The following is a 21056-nucleotide window of genomic DNA, read 5'->3' as shown; positions in this document are numbered from 1 at the left end:
CCACCATGGCCCGCAAGAACTCTGGCAGCACCGGCGCGCCCGCCGCCGGCGAGCAGGTCGCCACGCAGAAGAAGCCCAAGAAGCAGCGCTGGTACCACCAGGTGTGGGCCGCCTACCAGATGACGCGCAAGCAGGACCCCGCGGTGACGTGGGTGATGCTCGGCGTGTTCGTCGGGGTCCTCGCCGTCGCGCTGGGGATCGGCCTGTGGTGGGGCCAGTGGGTGTACACCCTCATCGTCGGCGTGCCCTTCGCCGCGCTCGGCGCGATGTTCGTGCTGACGCGCCGCGCCGAGCGCGCGGCGTACCGGCAGATCGAGGGGCAGCCGGGCGCCTCCCGTGCCGCGCTCGGCACCATCCGCCGCGGCTGGACGTTCGACGAGGAGCCCGTCGCGGTCGACCCCCGCACGCAGGACCTCGTGTTCCGCGGCGTGGGTCGCGCGGGCGTCGTCCTCGTCAGCGAGGGCCCGCCGCACCGCGCCAAGCGCCTGCTCGAGAGCGAGCGCAAGCGCGTGACGCGCGTGCTGCCGAACGTGCCGGTCACCCTCGTCCAGGTCGGCGACGACGAGGGCCAGGTGGCCCTGCCGAAGCTGCCGCGGACGGTGCAGAAGCTCCGGCCGACGCTCACCAAGCCCGAGACCGCGGAGGTCTCCAAGCGGCTGCGCGCGCTGGGTGCCGCCCGGCTCCCGATCCCCAAGGGCGTCGACCCGTCGCGCGCGCGCCCCGACCGCAAGGGGCTCAAGGGCCGCTGACGGCTCACCGGACACCGGCGGACGTCGGACGCACGCGGGGCGCGGACCACGAGGTCCGCGCCCCGCGTCGTGCTCGGTGCCCGGCGCTCGGCACCCGGTCAGGTGCGGAGATCAGGTGCGGACGAGCACGGTGCCGGCGGCGCGGTCGTGCAGGCCGCGGCCGTCGGCGTCCCAGACGACGGCTGGGATGACGAGGCACAGCAGCACGGTGCGCAGCAGGGCGCGCCCGACGCCGACCGTGCGCGCCGGCTCGGCGACGCGCCGCACCCGCATGCCGAGCAGACGGTGCCCCACCGTGAAGCCGAGCGTGCTCACGAGCAGCACGTTCTCGACCGCGAACACGAGCGGCTGCGACCACGCGGGCAGCGCGGAGATGCTCTCGAAGAAGCCGCTCGCGTCCGGCCGGAAGAACAGGAACGCCACGAGCGTGGCGAGGAGCCAGTCGACGACGAGCGCGACCAGGCGCCGGCCGATCGTGGCGAGGCACCCGGGCCCGTCCGGCGGGAGGCCGAGGCGCTGGCCGCGTCCGTCGTCGCGGCCTCCCGGGGTGCCCTCCAGCCACGAACCCATGTCCTCGCGTGAAACCACGGTCCCAGCCTACGTGCCGCGACGTGGACACCCTCGACCCCACCGGCCGGGACGGCGATAGGGTGCGTCCGGCGCACCAGAGCGCCGAGGGCTGAGCGCGCCCCCGCGTAGCACGACCGTCACACGGGGACGCCGGACGTAACACGACGGAAACAACGGGTACACGGCGGGGAAACCGCTGCGCCCTAGGTTCGTGGGCACCACGTCAGCGGCTCGTCGCCGCGCAGCCCGACGGCACCACCCGATCAAGGAGCAACGGATGTTCAACAACGCGGAGGAGGCAATCGCCTTCACGCGGAACGAGGGCGTCGAGTTCGTCGACGTCCGCTTCTGCGACCTGCCCGGCATCATGCAGCACTTCAACATCCCCGTCGCACAGTTCGACGAGGCCGCCTTCGAGGACGGCCTGATGTTCGACGGATCGTCGATCCGCGGCTTCCAGGCGATCCACGAGTCGGACATGAAGCTCGTGCCGGACGTCAAGACCGCGTTCGTGGACCCGTTCCGCAAGCGCAAGACGCTCGTCGTGAACTTCTCGATCGTCGACCCGTTCACCGGTGAGCCGTACTCGCGCGACCCCCGCAACATCGCCGCGAAGGCGGAGGCGTACCTCGCGTCGACCGGCATCGCCGACATCGCGTACTTCGCGCCCGAGGCCGAGTTCTACGTCTTCGACGAGGCCCGCTTCGCGACGAACCAGCACTCGAGCTTCTACCACCTCGACTCGGTCGAGGCGGCGTGGAACACCGGTCGCGAGGAGGAGGGTGGCAACCTCGCGTACAAGACGCGCTACAAGGGTGGCTACTTCCCCGTCTCCCCGTCGGACCGCTTCGCCGACCTGCGCGACGACATGGTGGCCGTGCTCGGCCAGGTGGGCCTCGACGTCGAGCGCGCGCACCACGAGGTGGGCACCGCCGGGCAGCAGGAGATCAACTACCGCTTCAACACGCTCCTGCACGCGGCCGACGACCTGATGAAGTTCAAGTACGTCATCCGCAACGTGGGCTTCGAGGCCGGCAAGTCGGTGACGTTCATGCCGAAGCCGATCTTCGGCGACAACGGCTCGGGCATGCACTCGCACCAGTCGCTGTGGCTGAACGGCGAGCCGCTGTTCTTCGACGAGAAGGGCTACGGCGGTCTGTCCGACACGGCCCGCTGGTACATCGGCGGCCTGCTCAAGCACGCGCCGTCGCTGCTCGCGTTCACGAACCCGTCGGTGAACTCCTACCACCGCCTGGTCCCCGGCTACGAGGCCCCGGTCAACCTCGTGTACTCGGCGCGCAACCGCTCCGCGTGCATCCGCATCCCGGTCACCGGTTCGTCCGCGAAGGCCAAGCGCGTGGAGTTCCGCGTGCCCGACCCGTCGGCGAACCCGTACCTCGCGTTCGCGGCGCAGCTGCTCGCCGGCATCGACGGCATCAAGAACCGCATCGAGCCGCCGGAGCCGATCGACAAGGACCTCTACGAGCTGCCGCCCGAGGAGCACGCGCAGATCGCGCAGGTCCCCGCGTCGCTCGGCGAGGCGCTCGACGCGCTCGAGGCCGACCACGACTACCTGACGCAGGGCGACGTGTTCACGCCCGACCTCATCGAGACGTGGATCGACTACAAGCGCACCAACGAGATCGACCCGATCCGTCTGCGCCCGCACCCGCACGAGTTCGAGCTCTACTACGACATCTGATCGGACCGGCTCCTCGTGAGCTCCTGATCCTCAGCGTGGCCCCCGACCGCCGACCGGTGGACGGGGGCCACGGTCGTGCCCGGCGCCGCGGCGGCTCAGAACGACCAGATCAGCGGGACGTACAGGACCGCGGCGGCGAGGAAGACGAGCGCGAGGGGCAGGCCGAGGCGCCAGTAGTCGCCGAAGCGGTAGCCGCCCGGCTGCAGCACCATGAGGTTGACGGGTGTCGCGATCGGGGTGAGGAAGGCCGCGGCACCGGCGACGGTGAGCGCCATCATGAACGGCTGCACGCTCACGTCGAGCGTCTGCGCGAACGACGCCGCGACCGGGGCCATGACGAGCACCGTCGCGACGTTCGAGATGAACTGGCCGAGCACGAGGGTGAGCACGCACACCACGAGGAGTGCGAGCCGGGGCGAACCGCCGCCGATGAGGCCGAGCACGAGGTCGGCGATGACGTCGGCCGCGCCGGAGGCCACGAACGCCCTCGAGAGCGGGATCAGCGCAGCGATGAGTACGACGGTGTCCCACGAGATCGCGCGGAACCCCTGGGGAACGGCGACGACCCGGGTGACCACGAGGGCCATCGCCGCGAGGAGCCCCACGATCACCGGCTGGATCACGCCGGTCGCGAGCAGCACGATCGTCACCGCGAGCACCGCGAGGCAGCGACGCCACCCGCGCCCGAGCGGGACGCCGCGCTGCAGGCTCAGCGGCGGGTCGACGGCGATGACGTCCGGCGACTGGGTGTACCGGTGCAGCGCTTCCCACGGGCCGCGCACGAGCACGGAGTCGCCTGCCTGGAGGGTCATCGCGCCCGACGGGGCGGCAGTGCCCGGAGCGGTCGACCGCCCGTCGCCGCGGCGGAGCGCGACGACGACGAGGCCCTCGTCGCGCGTGGTCATGCCGGGGCTGACGGTGCGCCCGACGAGGGTCGAGCGTGGGGCGATGAGCACCTCGGCGACGCCCGACCCGCCGGTGAACAGGCTCCGGGGGTCGAGGTCGGTCGCGTAGCTCTCCCGCCACGAGCGCACCCGCTCCCGCGGGTCGGTCGCGGTGCCAGCGTCACGACGAGCACGGCCGTCACGAGGACGAGCGGGACGCCCACGAGCGCGAACTCGAAGTAGCCGAACTCGCGCCCACCCGCCTCGGCCGCCGCCTCGGAGACGATGATGTTCACGGGCGTCCCCGTGAGCGTGAGCAGCGAGCCTGCGCCGGCGGCGAAGGCGAGCGGGATGAGCATGTGGGACGGGACCATGCCGGCCCGCGCGGCCGCGACGACCGCCACCGGCAGGAGCGCCGCGACGGCGCCGTTGATGCTGATGACCGCCGCGAGCACGGCCGCGACGCCCACCATGACGAGGAGAAGCCCCGTGCGTCCCCACGAGGCGCGCCGCTCGAGCCACTGCCCGATCCACGCAGTGATCCCGGTGGAGTCGAGGGCCTCGCTGAGCACGAACAGCGACGCGATGAACAGCACTATGGGGTCGCTGAACCCGGCGAGCGCGTCGCCGAGCGGGAGCACGCCGGTCGCCCACAGCGCGACGGGGACGAACAGCGCGACAACCACGAGCGGTAGCCGGTTGCTCATGAAGCCCGCGACCGCCAGCGCCAGGACCGCGAACGTCGCGACCGCCGGATCGACCATGCGCACCCTCCCGGGACGTCGGACGTCAGGATGCCATGCGCCGTCGGACGGGCCGGCGCGTCACGGGCGAGGCGGCACGCTCAGTCCTCGCCGTAGAAGAGCCGCTCCATGACGGTGCGTGCGCGGCGCGCGGTGCGCAGGTAGAGCTCCTCGAGCTCCGCGCCGGTCGCGACGTCGGGCAGGTCGAGCACCCGCGCGAGACCGAAGAGCGCCTGGCGGTCGTGCGGCAGCACGTCGGCGGTCGAGCCGCCGGTCCGCCCCGACCACAGCACGAGCGCGCTGCGCAGGCGCGACGCGAGGTGCCACGCCTCGCCCAGCACGGCGGCGTCGTCGGCGTCCACGAGCCCGGCGTCCACGGCGGCCTCGAGCGCCTCGACGGTCGACGTGGTCCGCAGGCCGGCGACCTCGTGCGCGTGCTCCAGCTGGAGCAGCTGGACGGTCCACTCGACGTCGGACACTCCCCCGCGGCCGAGCTTGAGGTGGCGCGACGCCTCGACGCCACGTGGCAGCCGCTCCGACTCCACGCGGGCCTTGATGCGACGCACCTCCCGCACCTGCGCCGCGTCGAGACCGCCGGCCGGGTACCGCACCGCGTCGACGACGGTCCGGAACTCCTCCCCCAGCCCGCCGACGTCGCCCGCGACGGGCCGAGCCCGCAGCAGCGCCTGGGCCTCCCAGACGCTGGACCAGCGCTGGTAGTACTCGGCGTAGGACGCGAGCGAGCGCACGAGCGGTCCGTTGCGGCCCTCGGGTCGCAGGTCGGCGTCGACGGGCAGCGCCGGCTCGGGCCCGACGGCGGACAGCAGCTGGCGCAGCCGTGTCGCCACGGCCGTGGCGTACGCCTGGGCGTCCGCGTCCGACGCCCCGGGGGCGGGGTCGTGCACGAACATCACGTCGGCGTCCGACCCGTAGCCCATCTCGCAGCCGCCGAGGCGGCCCATGGCCACGACGAGCATCCGTGCGGGCGCCGTCGCCGGGTCCTGCTCGACGTACCCGAGCTCGCCGCGCGCGACGAACTCGGCGACGCGCAGCGCACCGACGAGGACGACGTCCGCGGCCTCGGAGACGCTGCGCGCCGCCGTCACGGCGTCGATGGTCCCGAGCAGCTCCGCCGCGCCCGTGCGGGCGAGCTCGCGGCGACGCACGGCGCGCAGGCTCACCGTGGCCGGCTCCACCTGGTCGGCGCGCGTGAGGATCGCGTCGGTCTCGGACGCGAGCCGCTCCGCGCCGCGCGGCACGAGGTCCGCGTCGTCGGCCAGCCACCGCACGGACTCGGGCGAGCGCGCCAGCGCCTCCGCGAGGTAGCGCGAGCTCGCGAGGATCTGCGACAGACGGTGCGCCGCCGACCCGGAGTCGCGCAGCAGCTTGAGGTACCAGTGCGTGCTGCCCAGCTTCTCGGACAGCGTGCGGAACGCGAGCAGACCGGCGTCCGGGTCCGCCCCCTCGGCGAACCAGCCGAGCATGACGGGCAGGAGCTGGCGCTGGATGGCAGCGCGCCGGCTCACGCCCTCCGTGAGCGCGTTGACGTGGCGCATCGCCCCCGCCGGGTCGCGGTAGCCGATCGCGGCGAAGCGCGCCTTGACCGCCTCGGGCGCGAGGCTCACCTCGTCGGGCGAGAGCTGGGCAGTCGCCGGGAGGAGCGGGCGGTAGAACAGCTCCTCGTGCAGCCCGCGCACCTCGCGCCGCGTCGCCCGCCACCGCTCGACGAGCCCCTCGGCGCCCTCGGTGCGCATGCCGAGCGACCGGGCGAGGCGGCGCAGCTCGTCGTCGGCCGTCGGGACGAGGTGCGTGCGGCGGAGCCGGAAGAGCTGGATGCGGTGCTCCAGGGCGCGCAGGAACCGGTAGCACACGGCGAGCCGGGCGGCGTGCTCGCGGCCGACGTACCCGCCCGCGGCGAGCTCGGCGAGCGCCGTCAGGGTGCTGCGGCTACGGATCGTGTCGTCGGCCCGGCCGTGCACCAGCTGCAGCAGCTGGACCGTGAACTCGACGTCGCGCAACCCGCCCTTGCCGAGCTTGAGCTGCCGGTCCGCCTCCGCGGCGGGCACGTGGTCCTCGACGCGGCGGCGCATCGCCTGCGAGTCCTCGACGAAGTGCTCGCGCCCCGCGGCCGACCAGACGAACGGCGCCACGGCCTCCTCGTACTCCCGGCCCAGCGCGCGGTCGCCCGCGACCGTGCGCGCCTTGAGCAACGCCTGGAACTCCCAGGTCTTCGCCCAGCGCTCGTAGTACGCGACGTGGCTCGCGAGCGTGCGTACCAGCGGGCCCTGCTTGCCCTCGGGGCGCAGGGCGGCGTCCACGGTCCACAGCGCCGGCTCGCCCGACGTCCCCGAGCACACCCGGGCGAGGGCCGTCGCGAGCCGCGCGCCGACGCTCGTCGCGTACGCCTCGTCGGCGTCGTCGGTGGGCTCGACGACGTAAATGACGTCGACGTCGGACACGTAGTTGAGCTCGCGGGCACCGCACTTGCCCATGCCGATGACCGCGAGGCGCACGCCCGCGCCGTGGTCGTCGAGCTCGGCACGGGCGACGGCGAGCGCCGCCTCGAGCGCGGCACCGGCGAGGTCCGCGAGCGCCGCGCCGACGGCGGGCATGCGGGTCAGCGGCTCCGCGACGGTGAGGTCGGTGGCGGCGATCCGCAGGAGCCGCTCGCGGTACGCCCGGCGCAGCGCGTCGACGCGGGCGGGCCCGGCCTCGTCCGCGACGGGCACGTCGGCGCCCGGGTCGGCGCCGACGGCGCGCAGGAGCTCGGCGCGCACGGCGCCGGAGTCCACACCCGTCCCGGAGGTCGGGTCGGCGAGGAGCCGCAGCAGCCCGGGGCGCCGGACGACGTCGTCCCCGAGCGCGACGGACGCCCCGAGCACGGCGAGCAGGCGCTCACGCTCCGTCCCCGGCGCGAGGCACCGCCGCGCGAGCGCGAGGAGGTCCGGGTCGTCGTCCCGCAGCAGCGCGGTCGCGAGCCGGACGACCTGGAGGAGCGCGAGGTCCGGGTCGGCGCTCGCGCCGAACGCCGCGAGCAGGTCGTCGTCCGCCGCGCCCGCACCGGGCGCCGGCCCGCCCTGGGCCGCGGCCCCCGGTGCGCCGTCGAGCAGCCGCGCCAGGTCGGCGTCGTCGAGCAGGCCCGCCGACCGGGTGATGTCGGCGAAGCCGTAGCGCGCGAGCCGTGCCGTGCGCGTCGGGCGCCGCGGGGGGCCGGACGGGCCGGGCGTCGTCGTGCTCACAGGACCTGGAGGAACCGCTTCAGCTCGAACGGCGTGACCTGGGCGCGGTACTCGTCCCACTCCTGGCGCTTGTTGCGCAGCACGTAGTCGAAGACGTGCTCCCCGAGCGTCTCGGCCACGAGCTCCGACTTCTCCATGACGGCGATGGCGGCGTCGAGCGACTGCGGGAGCGGCTTGATGCCGAGGGCGCGCCGCTCGGCGTCGGTGAGCTCCCAGACGTCGTCCTCGGTGGCCTCCGGCAGCTCGTAGCCCTCGTCGATGCCCTTGAGCCCGGCGGCGAGCATGACCGCGAACGCGAGGTACGGGTTGGCGGCGGAGTCGAGCGCGCGGTACTCCACGCGGCTCGAGTTCCCCTTGCCCGGCTTGTACATCGGCACGCGCACGAGGGCGGAGCGGTTGTTGTGGCCCCAGCACACGTAGCTCGGCGCCTCGGCGCCGCCCCACAGGCGCTTGTAGGAGTTGACGTACTGGTTGGTGATCGCGGTGATCTCGGCCGCATGGACCAGCAGGCCCGAGATGAACTGGCGCGCCGTCTTGGACAGCTCGAACTGGGCACCGGGCTCGTGGAACGCGTTGCGGTCGCCCTCGAAGAGCGACAGGTGCGTGTGCATGCCCGACCCGGGCTGGTCGGCGAGCGGCTTCGGCATGAACGACGCGAACACGCCCTGCTCGAGCGCGACCTCCTTGACGACGGTGCGGAACGTCATGAGGTTGTCCGCCGTGGTCAGGGCGTCGGCGTACCGCAGGTCGATCTCGTTCTGGCCCGGCCCGGCCTCGTGATGGGAGAACTCGACCGAGATCCCCATCGACTCGAGCATCGTGATCGCGGCGCGGCGGAAGTCGTGCGTGGACCCGCGCGCGAGGTGGTCGAAGTACCCGCCCTGGTCGACGGGGACGAGCGGCGCGTCGGTCGTGGCCGGCTGGTTGAACAGGTAGAACTCGACCTCGGGGTGCGTGTAGAACGTGAACCCCTTGTCGCTCGCACGGGCCAGCGCACGCTTGAGGACGTTGCGCGAGTCCGCGAGGGACGGCTCGCCGTCGGGCGTGAGGATGTCGCAGAACATCCGCGCGGTGCCGTGCCGGTCCCCGCGCCAGGGCAGCACCTGGAACGTCGTGGGGTCCGGCTTGACGATCATGTCGGCCTCGTACACGCGCGTGAGGCCCTCGATCGCGCTGCCGTCGAACCCGATGCCCTCCGCGAACGCGGACTCGAGCTCCGCCGGAGCGATGGCCACCGACTTGAGCATCCCGAGCACGTCGGTGAACCAGAGCCGGATGAAGCGGATGTCCCGTTCCTCGACCGTGCGGAGCACGAACTCCTGCTGCCTGTCCATGCGGTACATCCTGCCTGATCCGCGCGCCCGACGAGTGACGCGCCCGGGTGGCGGACCCGGTGCGTCCCGGACGGGGCGGACGTCGGGTGCTCGTCTAGGCTGGCGGCATGGCTGATCTGCGCGTGGCGCTGGCACAGGTCGACACGTGCGTGGGGGACCTCGACGGCAACGCCGCTCTCGTCCTCGAGCGCACCCGGCAGGCCGCCGCGGCCGGGGCCGACCTCGTGGTCTTCCCCGAGATGACGCTGACGGGCTACCCCGTCGAGGACCTCGCGCTGCGCGCCTCGTTCCGGCGGGCGGCGTGGGCCGCGGCCGCCGAGGTCGCGGCGCAGCTCGCCGCCGAGGGGCTGGGCGCCACGACCGTCGTGCTCGGGACGGTGGGCACCGCCGGCGCGCCCCGCGGTGCGGGTGCCGCGGAGCGCGAGGCGTCGGGCAGCCCCGCCGACCTGCCGACCAACCGCGCCGTCGTGCTGCGCGACGGCGCGGTGCAGGCCGCGTACGACAAGCACCACCTGCCGAACTACGGCGTGTTCGACGAGTTCCGCATCTTCGCGCCCGGGCGCACGACGACGGTCGTGGAGGTCGCCGGTCGCCGTGTCGGCGTCGCGATCTGCGAGGACATCTGGCAGGACGGCGGCCCCGTCGCCGAGATGGCCGCGCTCGACGAGGCGGGCGACGGGCTCGACCTGCTCGTCGTGCTCAACGGGTCGCCCTTCGAGGAGGGCAAGGGGCACGTCCGCACCGACCTCGCCGCGCGCCGGGCCCGCGAGGTCGACGCCCCGGTCGTCTACGTCAACATGGTCGGCGGGCAGGACGACCTCGTGTTCGACGGCGGCTCGTTCGTCCTGGACCGCACCGGCGACCTGCTCGCCCGCGCGCCGCAGTTCGTCGAGGACCTCCTCGTGTGGGACCTGCCGGACGGCGCACCGCCGGGCCGCGGCCCCGTGGCCCCCGAGCTGCACCCCGACGAGGAGGTGTACCGGGCGTGCGTCACCGGCCTCGCGGGCTACGTGCGCAAGAACGGCTTCCGCTCCGTCGTGCTGGGCGCGTCCGGCGGCATCGACTCGGCGCTCACCGCGACGATCGCCGCGGACGCGATCGGCGGGGAGAACGTCGTCGCCGTGTCCATGCCGTCCGTCTACTCCTCCGAGCACAGCAAGGACGACGCCGCCGACCTCGCCAAGCGCCTCGGGGCGGACTACCGCGTCCAGCCCATCGCGCCGATGGTCGACGCGTTCCAGGGCGAGCTGCACCTGACCGGCGTCGCCGAGGAGAACCTCCAGGCCCGTGTGCGCGGCGTCGTGCTCATGGCCGTCTCCAACACCGAGGGGCACCTCGTCATCGCCCCGGGGAACAAGTCCGAGCTCGCGACCGGGTACGCGACCATCTACGACGCCGGCAGCATCGGCGGCTTCGCGCCCATCAAGGACGTGGACAAGTCCCGCGTGTGGCAGCTCGCGCGGTGGCGCAACGACGCGGCGCTCGACGCGGGCGAGATCCCGCCCATCCCCGAGTCGTCGATCACCAAGCCCCCGTCGGCCGAGCTGCGCCCGGGGCAGAAGGACCAGGACTCGCTGCCGCCGTACGACCTGCTCGACGAGGTGCTCGACGCGTACATCGAGCACGCCGAGGGGCGCGCCGAGCTCCTGGCGCGCGGGTTCGACCCCGAGGTCGTGGACACGGTGGTCCGGCTGGTCGACCGTGCCGAGTGGAAGCGCCGCCAGTACCCGCCGGGCACCAAGGTCACCGCCCTGGCGTTCGGGCGCGACCGCCGCCTGCCCATCACGTCCCGCTGGCGCGAGCCGCTCGCCTGAGCCGCGCGCCCTGGCCGGTGGCGCGACGCGCCGCCGTGCCGACCGAACCCCACCGTGGAAAGGCCGTCATGTCCGCACACACCGCCCCCGAGCCGTCGGCACCGGACCGCGCACCGACCCCCCGCCGCGTGCGCGTCCACCACCTCGCGGAGGCGAAGGCCCGCGGCGAGAAGATCACCATGCTCACCGCCTACGACGCCGTCACGGCGCGCCTGTTCGACGACGCGGGCATCGACGTGCTGCTCGTCGGCGACTCGATCGGCAACACGATGCACGGGCACGCCACCACGCTCCCCGTCACCGTCGACGACATGGTCCCGGCGGCACGCGCCGTGGCCCGCGCCGCCCGGCGCGCCCTGGTCGTCGTCGACCTGCCGTTCGGCTCCTACGAGGCCGGGCCGGAGCAGGCGCTCGCGACCGGCGTGCGGTTCCTCAAGGAGACCGGCGTGAGCGCGGTCAAGCTCGAGGGCGGACGCCGGGTGGTGCCGCAGGTGCGGGCGCTCACGGAGGCGGGCATCCCGGTCGTCGGCCACCTGGGGTACACGCCGCAGTCGGAGAACGCGCTGGGCGGGCCGCGCGTGCAGGGCCGCGGGGACGACGCCGCGGAGCGGCTCAGCGAGGACGCGCTCGCCGTCGCGGAGGCCGGGGCGATCGCGGTCGTCCTGGAGATGGTCCCCGTCGAGGTGGCCGCACGCGTCACCGAGATCCTCGCCGTGCCGACCATCGGCATCGGCGCCGGGCCGCAGTGCGACGGCCAGGTGCTCGTGTGGACGGACATGGCGGGGATGACGGACTGGTCGCCCCGGTTCGCGCGGCGCTACGCGGAGCTGGGGCAGGCGCTGCAGGGAGCGGCCCGGGCGTACGCCGACGACGTGCGCGCGGGCGCCTTCCCCGACGACGGCCACAGCTTCGCCCAGTGACGCGGCGCGTCCGTCAGCCGCCCGAGCCGGTGCCGTCGCGGTCCGCGGCCCACGCGACGAGCCCCGCCGCGACGGCCGCGGCGTAGCGCTCGCGCCCGTCCTCGGACTCCATGAGCGCCGCCTCCTCGGGGTGGCGCATCTGGCCGAGCTCGAGCATCACGGCGGGGCGCTCGGCGTGGTTGAGCGTCGCCAGGTCCGCGCGGCGCGAGATCGCGTCGTCGTACCGGTCGGACGGCACGAAGCCGGCCGCTCCGAGCGCGGCGACGAGGTCCGCCGCGAGCGCGGCGCTCGGCTCCCCCTGCGCCTCGTGGACCGGCGGGTCGGCCACGATCGCGAAGAAGCCGCGCACGCCGCGGTCCTCGGCACCGTCGGCGTGCAGGGACACCAGGACGTCGGCGCCGTGCTCCTGCGGGAAGCGGCCCCGCGCGTCGACGCACGGGCCGACGCCGTCGTCGTCGGACCGCGTGAGCACCACGACGGCGCCGAGCGCGGTCAGTCGCTGCGTCAGCCGGGACGCCGCGTCCCAGGCGAACGCGTGCTCCGGGTAGCCGCCGTCGGTAGCCGTGCCGACGGTGTTGCACGCCTTCGTGCTGCCGCGGCCGTCCGGGACGGGGGCGTTCACGGTGAGGGGGTGCTCGGCGTTCGCGCCGTTGTGCCCCGGGTCGAGGGCGATCGTCAGGCCGGCGAGGGGGGCGGCGTCGTCGGCGGACCCCTCCTCGGTGTCGCCGGCCCCGGTGTCGTCCGAGGCGCCGTCGGTCGCCTCCGGCGTCCGCGGCCCCGGGGCGGTGGCGGACGGCGACGCGGTGGTCGCCGGGTCCCCCGACGTCCCCGCCCGCACCTGGAGCGCGACGAGGAACGTCAGCGCACCGACGGCGATCCCGGCGAGGAGCAGACCGAGCCGGCCCGCCCACGCGCGGCGTGGTGAGGGCACCGGCGCGTGCGTCACTCCTCGCGCTCGCGGCGGTCTTCCTCGTCCCACGCCTCGGAGCGCTCGTGCGCCGTCTGGAGCGCGCGCTCGGCCTCCTCGCGCGTCGCGTACGGACCCATGCGGTGCGACCACGAGCCGCTCGGCCCCCGGTGCACCTCGCCCGTGCGCGTGTCGAAGTAGTACTGGTCCTGGCTCGCCGGGTCGCCGTCGTCGGAGAAGCGTGAGGTGCTCATGTCCTCGATCCTCCCGCAGATCGGTACCGCGCACACGCCTTCGTAGACTGGCCGTCATGCCCCCGACGTCCCCCGCCGCCCACCCGGGCGCGACCCACTCCCCGACCGGCCGCCCTCCCGGGCGGCGTGCGCCGCTGCAGCCCGGGACGGTCGGACCGCAGCGCCCGGTGCCGGCGTCGATCGTCCGGCCCGAGTACGTCGGGCGGCCCGCTCCGCGGCCGTACACCGGCAGCGAGGTCAACGACCCCGAGACGATCGAGCGCATCCGGACCGCGTCGCGGGTCGCCGCGCAGGCGCTCGCCGAGGTCGGGCGGCACGTGGCGCCCGGCGTCACCACCGACGAGCTCGACCGCGTCGGGCACGCGTTCCTCCTGGACCACGGCGCGTACCCGTCCACGCTCGGCTACCGCGGCTTCCCGAAGTCGCTGTGCACGTCCGTCAACGAGGTGGTCTGCCACGGGATCCCGGACTCCACCGAGCTCGTCGAGGGCGACATCGTCAACGTCGACGTCACGGCCTTCGTCGGCGGCGTGCACGGCGACAACAACGCGACCTTCGCCGTCGGCGAGGTCGACGAGGAGTCCGCGCTGCTCGTCGAACGCACGCGCGAGGCGCTCGAGCGCGGGATCAGGGCCGTCGCCCCCGGCCGGGAGGTCAACGTCGTCGGCCGCGTCATCGAGCGCTACGCCGCCCGGTTCGGGTACGGCGTCGTGCGCGAGTACACCGGTCACGGCGTCGGGCGGGCGTTCCACTCCGGGCTCGTCATCCCCCACTACGACGCCGCGCCGTCGCACAGCACCGTGATCGAGGCGGGCATGGTCTTCACCATCGAGCCCATGCTCACGCTCGGCACGTCCGAGTGGCGGATGTGGGACGACGGGTGGACCGTAGTCACCGCAGACACGTCACGGACGGCTCAGTTCGAGCACACCCTGCTGGTGACCGACCACGGAGCGGAGATCCTCACACTCCCATGAACGCGCACACCTCCTCGCACGGCGACGCGGACACGTCCCGACCCGCCCTGGCGTTCGGCGTCGACGTCGGCGGCAGCGGCGTCAAGGGGGCGCCGGTCAACCTCGCCACGGGCGAGCTGGCCCAGGACCGACGCCGCATCCCGACGCCGCAGCCCTCGACACCGCAGGCGGTCGTCGAGGTCATCGCGACGCTCGTCGACGACTTCGACCTGCCCGCGGACGTCCCCGTCGGCGTGGCGTTCCCCGCACCCCTCCAGCACGGCGTCGTGCGTTCCATGGCGAACCTCGACCAGTCCTGGACGGGCGTGGACGTCCCGGCGCTGCTCCACCGCGAGACCGGGCGCCACGTCGTCGCCGTCAACGACGCCGACGCGGCCGGTGTCGCCGAGGTGCGCTACGGCGCGGCCCGGGACACCGAGGGCGTGGTGCTCGTGGCGACGCTCGGTACGGGGATCGGCAGCGCCCTGGTCGTGGAGGGGCACCTGCTGCCCAACAGCGAGCTCGGGCACCTGGAGATCGACGGGTACGACGCCGAGACCCGGGCCTCGGACGCCGCACGCGACCGCGAGGACCTCGACTGGGAGCAGTGGGCCGAGCGCCTGCAGCGCTACTTCGGGGTGGTCGAGGACCTGCTGTCGCCCGACCTCATCGTCGTGGGCGGCGGCGTGAGCAAGAAGCACGAGAAGTTCCTCCCGCTGCTCCACCTGCGCGCGCCCGTCGTGCCGGCGCGCCTGCGCAACGCCGCAGGCATCGTAGGAGCCGCCGCGCTCGCCGCGGAGGACGCCCGCCGCAGCGCGGACGCCCGCTGACGCGAGCTCAGCTGGCGACCTCGCGCCCCGAGGTGACCTCGTGCTGGTCGGTGTCGAACATCTCGATGACGCCGAGCATCTCGAGCACGTCCGTCACGACGCTCGGCGGGTTGCGGAGCGTGACCGACAGCCCCTCCTCCGAGCCGATCGTGTAGAACTGCACGAGGAACGCGATCCCGGTGGAGTCCATGAACGTCACCTTCGAGGTGTCGATGACCACCGGCACGTCGCGCTCGAGCGCGTTCGCGAGGGCGGCGCTCGCCTCGCTGCGCAGGGCGACGTCGATCTCGCCCCACATGTCCACGACGCTGGCCCCGGGCTCCTCGATCAGCCGGATGCCGCCCGTCTCGAGCGTCGTTCCCCTGGTTCCTGACTGGTGCATCGGTACCGCCCCGCCTTCTGCTGCCCAACCCCGCCCCCGACGGGGTCGACGTCGCCTGCCCGACGTCACGACCGGACGGACCGCCTCGTGCGCGTCCTCGAGCACGAGAGTGGCCCACGCGGCCGGTTCGACGCCAGCGTAGCCCATGAATGCCACCGACAGGGAGCCCTCTGGCCGAATCTTTACCTTCGACACCGAATCGCCGACCACGGCGGACGACGGTTGACGATTCATTCACCGGATGGACGCTCGTCCAGTACGCGGACGGCCGCCGGGCGCGGGCGTGTGCCCGCTCCCGACGGCCGTCCCGACCGTGCGCCGAGGATCAGCCCGTGTTCTGCAGGCCGGCGGCGACGCCGTTGACGGTCAGGAGCAGCAGGTGCTGGAGCTCGTCCTTCACCGGCCCCTCAGCGCCCGCGCGCAGACCGCGCAACGCGCGGACCTGCAGGAGCGACAGGGCGTCGACGTACGGGCTGCGCAGCTGCACGGCCCGGCCGAGCACGCGGCGCCCGGCCAGCGGCCACGCGTTGCCGGTCACCGCGAGCACCTGCTCGCGCGTCAGGCGCATCTCGTCGAGCACCGCGGCGGCGAGGTCGTCGCGGTCGCCCAGCGCCAGGTAGCGCTCGGCGATGCGCTCGTCGCTCTTGGCGAGCGACATCTCGACGTTGTCGAGCAGCGTCGCGAACAGCGGCCACTCGCGGTGCGCCTCGCGCAGCAGCTCGAGGTCGCCGAACTCCGCGAGCGCGGTGCCGAGCCCGTACCAGCCGGCGAGGTTGATGCGGGCCTGCGACCAGGAGAACACCCACGGGATCGCCCGCAGGTCCTCGAGCGACTCCACCGACAGGCCGCGTCGGGCCGGGCGGGAGCCGATCGGCAGCAGGCCGACCTCCTCCAGCGGGGTCACCTCGGAGAACCACTGCGGGAAGCCCTCGGCGCGCACGAGCTCGTGGAACCGGCGGCGCGAGGAGGCGTCGAGCGCGGTCGCGAGCTCGCGGTACCGCTCCGTCGCCTCGGCGTTGCGCCGCTCCGTCGACGGGGCGGACGCGAGCAGCGTCGCCGCGGCGACCTGCTCGATGTGGCGCGAGGCGATCGTCGGGTCGCCGTAGCGGGCGAGGATGACCTCGCCCTGCTCGGTGAGCTTGAACCGCCCGTCCACCGAGCCCGGGGGCTGCGCAAGGACGGCGCGGTTCGCGGGGCCGCCGCCGCGACCGAGCGCGCCGCCACGGCCGTGGAACAGCGTGAGCGTGATGTCGTGACGCTGCGCCCACTGGGCGATGCGGCGCTGCGCGTCGTGCAGCGCGAGGGTCGCGGAGACCGGGCCGACGTCCTTGGACGAGTCCGAGTAGCCGAGCATGACCTCGACGCGGCGCCCGTTCTCCGCGAGCCGACGCTGCACCTGGGGCTGCGTCAGCATGGCCTCGAGGATGTCGACGCTGGCCGCGAGGTCGGCGAAGGTCTCGAACAGCGGGACGGCGTCGACGACCGGGACGTCCGTGCCCTCGAACGCGAGTTCGGCGAGCTCGTACACCGCCGCGAGGTGCTCCGGCTTCTGCGTGAACGACACGATGTACCGGCGGGCCGCGCGCTGGCCGTAGCGCTGCTGGACGGCGCCGAGCGCGCGGAACGTGTCGAGCACCTCGCGCGTGCGGTCGGAGAGCTCGCCGTGCACGCCCTTCTCGGCGATCTCCGCGAGCGCCGCCTCGTGCACCTGCGAGTGCTGGCGCACCTCGAGCTCGGCGAGGTGGAACCCGAAGGTCTCCACCTGCCACACGAGCTGCTGCAGGTCGCCGTACGCCGCGCGCGGTGCGCCCGCGGCGACGAGCGAGTCCTGGACGACGCGCAGGTCCGCCTCGAGCTGCTCGGGGTCCGGGTAGGCGAGATCGGCGTCACGGGCGCGCGTCGCGGCGATGCGGTCGGCGACCACGAGCAGCACCGCGCGGTGCGGCTCGCGCGGCGAGGCCTCGGCGGCGGTCGCGGTGACGACCTCCGAGAGCTGGCGCTGGCGCTGCCACAGCGCGCGGAGCCCGTCGGAGGGCGGCGTGCCCTGCTCGTCGAGCGTGAGCTTGCGGCCCACGCGGCGGGCCTGCTCCTCGAGCGCGGTGAGCGCGTGCTCGGACGCGACCGCCGCGGCCCGGCGCGTGACCTCCGCCGTGACGTTGGGGTTGCCGTCGCGGTCGCCGCCGATCCACGTGCCGAGGCTGACGAACGGCCGCACGAGCGGCTCCTCGCGTCCTGCCTCGTCGCCCAGCAGCCAGTCGTCCAGCCGCCGGTACACCGCGGGGAACGTGTCGAACATCGTCGCGTCGAACACGCCGAGCGCGGTCTTGACCTCGTCGAGGACCGACGGCTTGTGCTCGCGGATCGGTGCGGTCCGCCACATCGTGTCGATCTCGGCGAGCAGGCGCCGCTCGTTCTCGGCGAGCGAGGTGCCGCCGAGGTGCTGCGCGTCGCGCTCGTCGAGCAGCGTCGCGATGCGTCGCACGGCTCCCGAGACGGCGCGGCGCCGCGCCTCCGTCGGGTGCGCCGTCAGCACCGGGCGGAACTCGAGGCGGCGCAGCCGGCGCAGCGCCTCCTCGCGGCCCACCTCGGCAGTGAGCTGCTCGAACGCCTCGGGCAGGGAGTCGTCCTGCGTCACCGCGTCCTGGGCGAACTCGGCCTCGCGCTCGCGCAGGACGCGCACGCGGTGGTACTCCTCGGCGAGGTTCGCCAGGTGGAAGTAGCACGTGAAGGCGCGGGCCACCTGCTCGGCGCGCTCCATCGAGAGCCCGTCCACGAGGGCCTCGGCCTCGGCGAGCACGGAGCCGGTCGGGTCGTCGTACGCGCGGATCGCGAGCTCGCGCAGGCGCTCGACGTCGTCGAGCAGTCCCTGCCCTCCTGTCTCGCGCAGCACGGTGCCGAGGAGACCGCCGAGGAGGCGGACGTCGTCGCGGAGCGGGGCGGGGACGTCGTGGCGGGCGAGCCCGCGACCTGCGTCCGGGGACAGTTCCGGTAGGGAGAGGTCGTTCACGGGGACGAGGGTATTCCTTGACCGGCACCGGACGCGCGTCCCGTCCGGTGGATGATCGCGCCAGCGGACGGTACGGACCCCGCCGGGGCCGTCGAGCGACGGTCGCCGGCGGGATCCCGCCGCAGGTCAGCTGCTGTACGCGCCCTGCCAGACCGTGTCGAACGGGGTCGCCGCGGGAACCCGCGCGGCGATGCCCTGCGTCACGACCTCCTTGGCCACCTCGACCGCCGAGCGCACGTCCGCGCCCCGTGCGAGCTCGGCCGTGATGGCGGCGGCGAACGTGCACCCGGCGCCCGAGACCCGCTCCTGCCCGACCTTGGGCCGCGTCAGGACGAGCACCTCGTCGCCGTCCACGAGGACGTCGACCGCGTCGGGGCCGGGCAGCTCGACGCCGCCCTTCGCGACGACGTAGCGCGGGCCGAGGTCGCGAATGCGCCGCGCGGCGTCGACGAGCTCGTCGACCGTCTCGATCGAGTCCACGCCCGCGAGGGTGCGCGTCTCGAAGAGGTTGGGCGTGACCACGGTCGCGAGGGGCAGCACCTTCTCGCGCAGCGCGGTGTCGGTGTCGAGCGCCGCGCCCGGCTCCTGCCCCTTGCAGATGAGCACCGGGTCGACCACGACGTGGTCCCAGGGCCGCGACGCGAGCGAGGCCGCGACGACGTCGATCGTCGCGGGCGTCCCCAGCATGCCGACCTTGACGACGGACGGCGCGTGGGTCGCGACCGCGGCCTCGAACTGGTCGGCGATCACCTGCGGCTCGACGGGGACGAAGCGGTGGCCCCAGTCGTTCTTCGGGTCGAACGAGACGATGCACGTCAGCGTCCCGACGCCGTAGGCGCCGAGCTGCTGGAACGTCTTGAGGTCGGCCTGGATGCCGGCCCCGCCGGTCGCCTCCGAACCGGCGATCACGTAGGCGATGGGCGGCTGCTGCGTCATGGGTCTCCTGAGCACGGGTGTGCTGGTCGTCGGCACGGCCGCGCCGCGGCGCGCCGTTCCGGTGCGGACGGCTCGTGTGCGGACGAGCCGGTCTGTACGCCGGGTTCTGTTCCCGCGCGCGGTCACCCCCGCGCGGGCGACGGTCATCCATCTAGGGCGTGCGTCGCCGCACGCCTCGAGCGGTCTACCCGGGAGCTCGGGCGGGCCGCCCTCGAACGCTCCCTGTCTGACCTTGCTCCAGGTGGGGTTTACCGAGCCGGACCGGTCACCCGGCCCGCTGGTGGTCTCTTACACCACCGTTTCACCCTTACCGCGCCTGCCGGGGCCGGAGCCTCGGCGAGCGTGGCGGTCTGTTCTCTGTGGCACTGTCCCGCGGGTCACCCCGGGTGGGCGTTACCCACCACCTCGCCCTACGGAGCCCGGACGTTCCTCGGCGGGAGGTCCTGCGACCTGCCCGACGCGACCGTCCGACCGACTCGTCCGCCCCCCAAGGCTACCGGCTGCGCCGCGGCGCCCCGGACGTCAGTCGTCCGAGCCCGGCACGCCGCGACGTCAGACGTCGACGCGGTACGGCAGCACGAGCTCGTCTCCGCTCACGCCGCGGATGCCCCAGCTCTCGGGCGGCGCCTCGAGCACGACGAGCTCGAGGTCGTCCGCGGACAGCCCGAGGGCGGGGGCGACGTCGTCGTACAGCGCGGCCACGAGCGCCCGCTTCGCCGCGCGCGAGCGGCCCGCGAAGCACACGACCTCCACGACGAGGTACGCGTCCGAGCGCGGGGCGACCAGGTCGTCGTCGTCCAGGAGGAGGAAGCGGTGGAACCGCTTGTCCTGCGGCAGCCGCCACGCGCGCACGAGGGCGCCGTGCAGCGCCTCGGACACCTCCGCGCGCCGCTCGCCCCACACGCTGCGTCGTCCGTAGATCTTGACCTGCGCCATCGCGCGAGCGTAGCGGCTCGCCGTGACGCAGCCCACGCCGGCCGCCGCTCCCCCGCCGCCGGTCCGGCGCACCGGGACTCGTACAGTGGGCCGGTGCTCGTGCTCCTCCCCCCGTCCGAGGGCAAGACCCCGGCGCCCGACGGCGCCCGCCCGGTCGACCTCGGGTCGCTCAGCTCCCCGGTGCTCGGTCCGCAGCGCGAGCGCGTGCTCGACGCGCTCGTGGCCGCGAGCGCCCTGCCGGAGGCCGTCGAGGTGCTCGGCGTGAGCCCGGGGCTCGAGCCGGAGGTGCGCCGCAACACCGGGCTCCGCTCGGCACCGGCCGCTCCGGCGGCACAGGTCTACACGGGCGTGCTGTTCGCCGCCGCGGACCTCGCGGGCGCGCTGGACGCGGGCGGGGAGACGGCCCGCCGGGCGTCGGACGGCGTGCGCGTGGTCTCGGGGCTGTGGGGCGCCCTGTCCCCCGCCGACCGGGTTCCCGCCTACCGCCTGTCGATGGGCGTGACGCTGCCCGGCGTCGGGCGGCTCGCGACCGCGTGGCGCCCGCACCTGGCCGAGGTGCTCGACGCGCGGGCTGCGGGCGACGTCGTCGTCGACTGCCGGTCGGCGACGTACGCCGCGGCGTGGACGCCGCGCACGTCCGGCGAGGACGCGCCGCAGCACGTCGCGGTGCGCGTCCTGCGCGAGCAGGACGGCCGGCGGACCGTGGTGTCGCACCACGCGAAGCACACGCGCGGCGTGCTGACCGGGCACCTCCTGCGACGCCCCGGCGTCGTGGCCTCCGTCGACGACCTCGCGAAGGCCGCGGACGAGCTCGTGGGCACGGCGCTGCTGGACGCCGCCGTCACCGAGGGCGGCCGGGGACGCCTCACGCTCGAGCTCGTCGTCGCCTGAGC

Annotated in this window: 18 protein-coding genes and 1 other RNA gene; 7 read left to right on the top strand and 12 right to left on the bottom strand. The window is 74.1% G+C overall.

The annotated features are described in order from the left end of the window. Positions 1–5 precede the first annotated feature (5 nt). The gene (locus tag ACFTZA_RS15450; protein ID WP_378196763.1) at positions 6–749 is read left to right on the top strand and encodes a DUF4191 domain-containing protein; all 744 of its coding nucleotides are present in this window, start codon (positions 6–8) and stop codon (positions 747–749) included. 111 nt (positions 750–860) lie between these two features. Here the strand turns inward: ACFTZA_RS15450 and ACFTZA_RS15445 are convergent, their stop codons facing one another. Continuing rightward, positions 861–1337, bottom strand: coding sequence for an RDD family protein (locus ACFTZA_RS15445; RefSeq protein WP_378196760.1), 477 nt, complete (start codon positions 1335–1337; stop codon positions 861–863). Between the two features lie 259 nt (positions 1338–1596). On the opposite strand from ACFTZA_RS15445, the gene glnA (ACFTZA_RS15440) reads away from it, so the two are divergent. Continuing rightward, positions 1597–3021 carry a type I glutamate--ammonia ligase gene (gene glnA / locus ACFTZA_RS15440; protein ID WP_378196758.1) on the top strand — a complete coding sequence of 475 codons (1425 nt, stop codon included), beginning with the start codon at positions 1597–1599 and terminating at the stop codon, positions 3019–3021. A 95-nt stretch (positions 3022–3116) separates the two neighbouring features. Here the strand turns inward: glnA (ACFTZA_RS15440) and ACFTZA_RS15435 are convergent, their stop codons facing one another. From ACFTZA_RS15435 to glnA (ACFTZA_RS15420), 4 genes are all read right to left on the bottom strand, one after another. Then, positions 3117–3926, bottom strand: a complete 810-nt coding sequence (locus ACFTZA_RS15435; RefSeq protein ID WP_378196755.1) for an SLC13 family permease — start codon at positions 3924–3926, stop codon at positions 3117–3119. Beyond that, positions 3923–4669, bottom strand: a complete 747-nt coding sequence (locus ACFTZA_RS15430) for an SLC13 family permease (RefSeq protein WP_378196752.1) — start codon at positions 4667–4669, stop codon at positions 3923–3925. The genes ACFTZA_RS15435 and ACFTZA_RS15430 overlap by 4 nt, the downstream gene beginning before the upstream one ends. A gap of 80 nt (positions 4670–4749) precedes the next feature. Beyond that, entirely contained in the window at positions 4750–7887 is a 3138-nt protein-coding gene (locus tag ACFTZA_RS15425; protein ID WP_378196749.1) for a bifunctional [glutamine synthetase] adenylyltransferase/[glutamine synthetase]-adenylyl-L-tyrosine phosphorylase, read from the bottom strand. Beyond that, positions 7884–9221, bottom strand: a complete 1338-nt coding sequence (gene glnA / locus ACFTZA_RS15420) for a type I glutamate--ammonia ligase (RefSeq protein ID WP_378196746.1) — start codon at positions 9219–9221, stop codon at positions 7884–7886. Before glnA (ACFTZA_RS15420) ends, ACFTZA_RS15425 begins: the two co-directional genes overlap by 4 nt. A 107-nt stretch (positions 9222–9328) precedes the next feature. Between glnA (ACFTZA_RS15420) and ACFTZA_RS15415 the strand changes: the two genes are divergently transcribed. Both ACFTZA_RS15415 and panB read left to right on the top strand, forming a co-directional pair. Further along, positions 9329–11035, top strand: a complete 1707-nt coding sequence (locus tag ACFTZA_RS15415) for an NAD+ synthase (RefSeq protein WP_378196743.1) — start codon at positions 9329–9331, stop codon at positions 11033–11035. A gap of 68 nt (positions 11036–11103) precedes the next feature. Then, entirely contained in the window at positions 11104–11955 is an 852-nt protein-coding gene (gene panB, locus ACFTZA_RS15410; protein WP_378196740.1) for a 3-methyl-2-oxobutanoate hydroxymethyltransferase, read from the top strand. A 13-nt stretch (positions 11956–11968) separates the two neighbouring features. Here panB and ACFTZA_RS15405 read toward each other — a convergent pair whose 3' ends face one another. After that, positions 11969–12886 carry an N-acetylmuramoyl-L-alanine amidase gene (locus tag ACFTZA_RS15405; RefSeq protein ID WP_378196737.1) on the bottom strand — a complete coding sequence of 306 codons (918 nt, stop codon included), beginning with the start codon at positions 12884–12886 and terminating at the stop codon, positions 11969–11971. Positions 12887–12897: 11 nt separating this feature from the next. After that, positions 12898–13116 (bottom strand): SPOR domain-containing protein, encoded by a 219-nt coding sequence (locus tag ACFTZA_RS15400; RefSeq protein ID WP_378196734.1) that lies wholly within the window; start codon positions 13114–13116, stop codon positions 12898–12900. A gap of 56 nt (positions 13117–13172) precedes the next feature. On the opposite strand from ACFTZA_RS15400, the gene map reads away from it, so the two are divergent. Then, on the top strand, positions 13173–14093 hold the full coding sequence (map, locus tag ACFTZA_RS15395; RefSeq protein ID WP_378196731.1) for a type I methionyl aminopeptidase: 921 nt from the start codon (positions 13173–13175) through the stop codon (positions 14091–14093). Next, positions 14090–14902, top strand: coding sequence for a polyphosphate--glucose phosphotransferase (gene ppgK / locus ACFTZA_RS15390; protein WP_378196727.1), 813 nt, complete (start codon positions 14090–14092; stop codon positions 14900–14902). The genes map and ppgK overlap by 4 nt, the downstream gene beginning before the upstream one ends. Before the next feature lie 7 nt (positions 14903–14909). Here the strand turns inward: ppgK and ACFTZA_RS15385 are convergent, their stop codons facing one another. The 5 genes from ACFTZA_RS15385 to ACFTZA_RS15365 form a co-directional block, all read right to left on the bottom strand. Beyond that, the gene (locus tag ACFTZA_RS15385) at positions 14910–15284 is read right to left on the bottom strand and encodes an STAS domain-containing protein (protein WP_378196724.1); all 375 of its coding nucleotides are present in this window, start codon (positions 15282–15284) and stop codon (positions 14910–14912) included. Between the two features lie 325 nt (positions 15285–15609). Beyond that, positions 15610–18291, bottom strand: coding sequence for a phosphoenolpyruvate carboxylase (locus tag ACFTZA_RS15380; RefSeq protein ID WP_378196721.1), 2682 nt, complete (start codon positions 18289–18291; stop codon positions 15610–15612). Positions 18292–18417: 126 nt separating this feature from the next. Continuing rightward, positions 18418–19227, bottom strand: coding sequence for a hydroxymethylpyrimidine/phosphomethylpyrimidine kinase (locus ACFTZA_RS15375; protein ID WP_378196718.1), 810 nt, complete (start codon positions 19225–19227; stop codon positions 18418–18420). Positions 19228–19306: 79 nt separating this feature from the next. After that, positions 19307–19706: RNase P RNA component class A (gene rnpB / locus ACFTZA_RS15370), an RNA gene on the bottom strand. Between the two features lie 73 nt (positions 19707–19779). Then, on the bottom strand, positions 19780–20163 hold the full coding sequence (locus ACFTZA_RS15365; RefSeq protein WP_378196715.1) for a tautomerase family protein: 384 nt from the start codon (positions 20161–20163) through the stop codon (positions 19780–19782). Positions 20164–20256: 93 nt separating this feature from the next. Between ACFTZA_RS15365 and ACFTZA_RS15360 the strand changes: the two genes are divergently transcribed. Next, positions 20257–21054, top strand: coding sequence for a YaaA family protein (locus tag ACFTZA_RS15360; RefSeq protein WP_378196712.1), 798 nt, complete (start codon positions 20257–20259; stop codon positions 21052–21054). Positions 21055–21056: the final 2 nt, after the last annotated feature.

This window comes from Cellulosimicrobium sp. NPDC057127 (genome assembly GCF_042670945.1).
In the GTDB taxonomy this organism is placed as follows: Bacteria; Actinomycetota; Actinomycetes; order Actinomycetales; family Cellulomonadaceae; genus Cellulosimicrobium.
Note: the sequence above shows the minus strand (reverse complement) of the source record. Positions and strands in the feature narration are given on the sequence as shown.

Bases quoted from the DNA above. Each gene is read 5' to 3' on its own strand.
- glnA (WP_378196746.1), bottom strand. From the start codon at position 9,221: ATGGACAGGCAGCAGGAGTTCGTGCTCCGCACGGTCGAGGAACGGGAC.
- ACFTZA_RS15375 (WP_378196718.1), bottom strand. From the start codon at position 19,227: ATGACGCAGCAGCCGCCCATCGCCTACGTGATCGCCGGTTCGGAGGCG.
- ppgK (WP_378196727.1), top strand. From the start codon at position 14,090: ATGAACGCGCACACCTCCTCGCACGGCGACGCGGACACGTCCCGACCC.
- ACFTZA_RS15430 (WP_378196752.1), bottom strand. From the start codon at position 4,669: ATGGTCGATCCGGCGGTCGCGACGTTCGCGGTCCTGGCGCTGGCGGTC.
- ACFTZA_RS15365 (WP_378196715.1), bottom strand. From the start codon at position 20,163: ATGGCGCAGGTCAAGATCTACGGACGACGCAGCGTGTGGGGCGAGCGG.
- glnA (WP_378196758.1), top strand. From the start codon at position 1,597: ATGTTCAACAACGCGGAGGAGGCAATCGCCTTCACGCGGAACGAGGGC.
- panB (WP_378196740.1), top strand. From the start codon at position 11,104: ATGTCCGCACACACCGCCCCCGAGCCGTCGGCACCGGACCGCGCACCG.
- ACFTZA_RS15385 (WP_378196724.1), bottom strand. From the start codon at position 15,284: ATGCACCAGTCAGGAACCAGGGGAACGACGCTCGAGACGGGCGGCATC.
- ACFTZA_RS15435 (WP_378196755.1), bottom strand. From the start codon at position 3,926: ATGACCACGCGCGACGAGGGCCTCGTCGTCGTCGCGCTCCGCCGCGGC.
- map (WP_378196731.1), top strand. From the start codon at position 13,173: ATGCCCCCGACGTCCCCCGCCGCCCACCCGGGCGCGACCCACTCCCCG.
- ACFTZA_RS15450 (WP_378196763.1), top strand. From the start codon at position 6: ATGGCCCGCAAGAACTCTGGCAGCACCGGCGCGCCCGCCGCCGGCGAG.
- ACFTZA_RS15415 (WP_378196743.1), top strand. From the start codon at position 9,329: ATGGCTGATCTGCGCGTGGCGCTGGCACAGGTCGACACGTGCGTGGGG.
- ACFTZA_RS15400 (WP_378196734.1), bottom strand. From the start codon at position 13,116: ATGAGCACCTCACGCTTCTCCGACGACGGCGACCCGGCGAGCCAGGAC.